Source organism: Streptococcus sp. SM3, assembly GCF_027497875.1.
In genome coordinates, this window is sequence record NZ_JAJNSA010000145.1 from 1 (window position 1) to 4,193 (window position 4,193).

The 4,193-nt window shown below is 44.6% G+C and carries 2 protein-coding genes; both read right to left on the minus strand.

Translation table 11 applies throughout. From position 1 onward, the window contains the following. Positions 1–90 precede the first annotated feature (90 nt). A complete protein-coding gene (gene leuS, locus PAN06_RS13065; RefSeq protein ID WP_269796547.1) occupies positions 91–2,592 on the minus strand; it encodes a leucine--tRNA ligase in 2,502 nt (833 codons plus the stop codon). A gap of 123 nt (positions 2,593–2,715) precedes the next feature. Beyond that, the coding region (locus PAN06_RS13070; protein WP_269796548.1) for an ABC transporter substrate-binding protein at positions 2,716–4,193 on the minus strand (1,478 nt) is incomplete at its 5' end.

The following is a 4,193-nucleotide window of genomic DNA, read 5'->3' on the forward strand; positions in this document are numbered from 1 at the left end:
CTCTTTTGTTAATGATATTAACAAAAATACTATTTATTGTCAAGCTGAGCCTAAAAAGTCCTCCAGAGCTGAACTCTGAAGGATTTATTTTTATTTAACAACGATATTAACAAGTTTATTAGGGACACTAATCACTTTCACGATGTCCTTGCCATCGATTTCTGCTTTGACTTTTTCGTCAGCTAGAGCCACTTCTTGCAATTCTTCGCGTGAAAGGTCTTTCGCAACCATGAGTTTGGCACGGACTTTACCTTTGATTTGAACGACGATCTCAATTTCGTCTTCAATCAATTTGCTTTCGTCCCATGTTGGCCAAGCCACATAAGAGATAGACTCGCCTGTTGCTGCCACTGTTTGCCAGAGTTCTTCTGCCAAGTGAGGTGCAAATGGAGCGATCAATTGGATAAAACCTTTGGCATAATCCACATAGAGTTTGTCTTCCTTATTCGCCGCATTGACAAATACCATGAGTTGAGCAATGGCTGTGTTGAATTTCATAGACTCGATTTGCTCTGTAACAGCCTTAACAGTTTCGTTGTAAACCTTGTCTAGAGCGCCATTGTTTTCCGCAACGATTTCTTTACTTGTGATCAAACGGTACACACGGTCAAGGAATTTACGGCTTCCTTCCAGACCTTCTTCAGACCAAGCGATGGAAGCATCAAGTGGTCCCATGAACATTTCATAGACACGAAGGGTATCCGCACCGTATTGTTCCACCACATCGTCTGGGTTGACCACGTTCTTGAGAGATTTCGACATCTTAGCTGGCGCTTGCTCCAACTCTTCTCCTGTTTCCACATGGAAGAAAGAACCGTCACGTTTTTCAACCTTGTCAGTTGCCACAAGAGCACCACGGTGGTCACGGTAGCTAGTTCCCAAGATCATTCCTTGGTTAAAGAGTTTTTGGAATGGCTCCTTAGTTGGAACGACACCTAAATCATAGAGGAATTTGTGCCAGAAACGAGCGTAAAGCAAGTGAAGCACGGCGTGTTCTGCACCACCCACGTAGATATCAACTGGCAACCATTGTTTGAGAAGGTCCTCGTCAGCCAATTTCTCTGTGTTGTGTGGATCGATATAGCGGAGGTAGTACCAGCTTGAACCTGCCCATTGTGGCATGGTGTTGGTCTCACGACGACCTTTGACTCCATCCTCACGAGTCACTTCCAGCCAGTCTGTCAAGTTGGCCAATGGGCTTTCCCCAGTACCTGAAGGGCGGATGTCCTTGGTCACTGGCAAGACAAGTGGGAGTTCACTTTCTGGAACAGCTGTCGAAGTCCCATCTTCCCAATGAATGATTGGGATTGGTTCACCCCAGTAACGTTGACGGCTAAAGAGCCAGTCGCGGAGACGGTAGGTCACCTTTTCTTGACCAAAGCCTTTTTCTTCTAGCCAAGACACGATTTTAGCAATCGCTTCTTCTTTGTTGAGACCGTTCAAGAAGTCAGAGTTGACGTGAAGGCCATCCTCCGTGTAAGCAGCTTCTGTTACGTTGCCACCTTCCAAGACTTCTACGATTGGAAGACCAAACTGTTTAGCAAATTCCCAGTCGCGCTCATCGTGGGCAGGTACGGCCATAACAGCACCTGTTCCGTAGCTAGCAAGAACATAGTCGGCAATCCAGATTGGAATTTCTTTACCATTGACAGGGTTGATAGCATAAGCACCAGTCCAAACCCCTGTTTTTTCCTTGGCAAGGTCTGTACGAGCCAAGTCTGATTTAAGGCTAGCTTGGTGTTTGTAGTCCGCTACAGCCTCAGCTTGTTCAGGTGTCGTGATGGCATCTACTAGTTCATGTTCAGGAGCCAAAACAGTGAAGGTCGCACCGAAAAGGGTATCCGGACGAGTTGTAAAGACGGTGAATTCCTTGTCAGTCCCTTTTACTTTGAAAGTAACGTTAGCACCAGTTGATTTACCAATCCAGTTGCGTTGCATGTCCTTGATAGACTCTGGCCAGTCAAGGTCATCCAAGTCGTTGAGCAAACGTTCCGCATAGGCAGTGATTTTAAGCATCCATTGGCGCATTGGTTTGCGGACAACTGGATAGCCACCACGCTCAGAGGTTCCATCTGGAAGAACTTCTTCGTTAGCGATAGCTGTTCCTAGTTCCTCAACCCAGTTTACTGGTACTTCAGCTTCATAAGCCAAACCTTTTTCGTAAAGCTTAGTGAAGATCCATTGCGTCCACTTGTAGTAGTTTGGATCTGTCGTATTGACTTCACGGTCCCAGTCGTAAGAGAAGCCAAGCGCATTGATTTGGCGTTTGAAGTTAGCGATGTTTTCTGCTGTGAATTCTGCTGGGTCATTCCCTGTATCCATCGCATATTGCTCTGCAGGCAAACCAAAAGCATCCCAGCCCATTGGGTGAAGGACGTTGTAGCCTTGCGCACGTTTGAAACGGCTAAGGATATCTGTTGCTGTATAACCTTCTGGGTGTCCTACGTGAAGACCCGCTCCAGATGGGTAAGGGAACATGTCAAGCGCATAAAACTTAGGTTTTGAAGCATCTGTTCCTGTCTTAAAAGTATGATGGTCAGCCCAGTATTTTTGCCACTTAGGCTCGATTTCTTTATGATCGTAAAAACTCATAGCGTCTCTCCAATTTTCGTGATGCTCCTATTATACCATTTTTAGGCGATTTTTAAAGGTTCAGACAAAGAAAAAGACAGGTCCCGTACGGGACCTGTCCATCCTGTTTTCTCTAAGAAAAGTCTATTTTACATGCTTTTCAAGTTCTTCTTGCGCTTTTTTATTGGATTTTTCTTTTTCTTTCTTCCATTGTTCACGCGCTTTGTCGTAGTCTTTAGCCGATACGACCTTGTCTTGAACTTCCAAATATTTATAGTTGAAGGATTGACCCTTGTGGCCTGTCCAAGCAAAGGCTGCGGAGTATGGTACAGTCTTACGAACACCTGGAGAAGCTCCATCTGAATGGATCGGAATCAAGAGTGCACTATCGGTCAACCAAGCTTGAGCGGCAGCATATTTTTCATAACGCTTGTTGACATCTGTGGTTTCTTTTTGGGCATCCTCAATTAATTGATCATATTCATCAAAGCCAGCTGCTTTTGCGGCCGCATTATCCGTACCAGCATCGAATCCAAAGTAGGCATTGGCATTTTCGCCAGATTTACCACTAGTGATATCAATGTAAGAAGATGGGTCCGTATAGTCTGGTCCCCAACCCAAGTTATTGTTCAAATCCCAGTCTTGTTGCGAAGCATTTTCAGCAAAGTAGGTGACCCGTTGAAGATCATCATCTGAGATCATTTTCAGATCAATAACAATATTTTCTGCTCCTAAAGTTGACTCGATCGACTGTTTGAAGGATTGGGCTTGTTTGATTCCTTCTGTATAAGTTGAAGAAGTTGGAAGGTCCAAATGAATTGGGAATTCAACTCCTTGAGCCTGCAAATCTGCCTTAGCTTTGGCAAACTCTTCTTTGGCCTTAGTTGGATTGTAGAGGGTATCTTTTCCATCTGCGACAGAGACCCCTTTCCATTCATCCCCATAAGCTTCCAAGTCTTTTTCTACTGCATCCCCAAATTGTTGGCCATTGATTTGAACAAAGTTTGGTGGCGTAAAGGTATTACGGATGACCTTATTGGCAGCAGCTTCCCCGTTCGCCTGAGCTACGTATGCCTTGCGGTTGAAGGCAAACATAATGGCTTGACGGAAGTCCTTATTTAAGATGGCTTTCTTAGTTGAAGTCTTTTGAGCATCTGTGGTCTTGGCTGTAATTTCATAAGACTGACGGTCAATGTTGAAGGAAAGGTTGTAGGTAGAGGAACCTTGGTCACTAAAGACGATATCGTCTTTGTGCTTCTTCTCTACACTCTTATAGTTAGAGCCACTTGGGAAGACACGGGCAACCGTATAGTCGCCTTTATCAAATCCACGGATCAAGGATTCTGAATCTTGTCCATCATAATAGGTCAACTTGACTTTACTGATCTTGACATTATCCGCATCCCAATATGTTGGGTTCTTTTCCAAGGTCGCAGAAGATTTAGAAGTGATGGACTTGATCAAATAAGGACCGCAGTAGAGGATACTAGATGGAGAAGTCCCTTGACCATAGTCATCTCCTTTAGATTTCAGGAATTCTTCGTTAACCGGCATCAAGATCCCCATCGTAGTCTTAGAATTCCAGAAACTTTCCGGTTGGCTCAAGGTATATTGAACGGTAT

Bases quoted from the DNA above. Each gene is read 5' to 3' on its own strand.
- leuS (WP_269796547.1), bottom strand. From the start codon at position 2,592: ATGAGTTTTTACGATCATAAAGAAATCGAGCCTAAGTGGCAAAAATAC.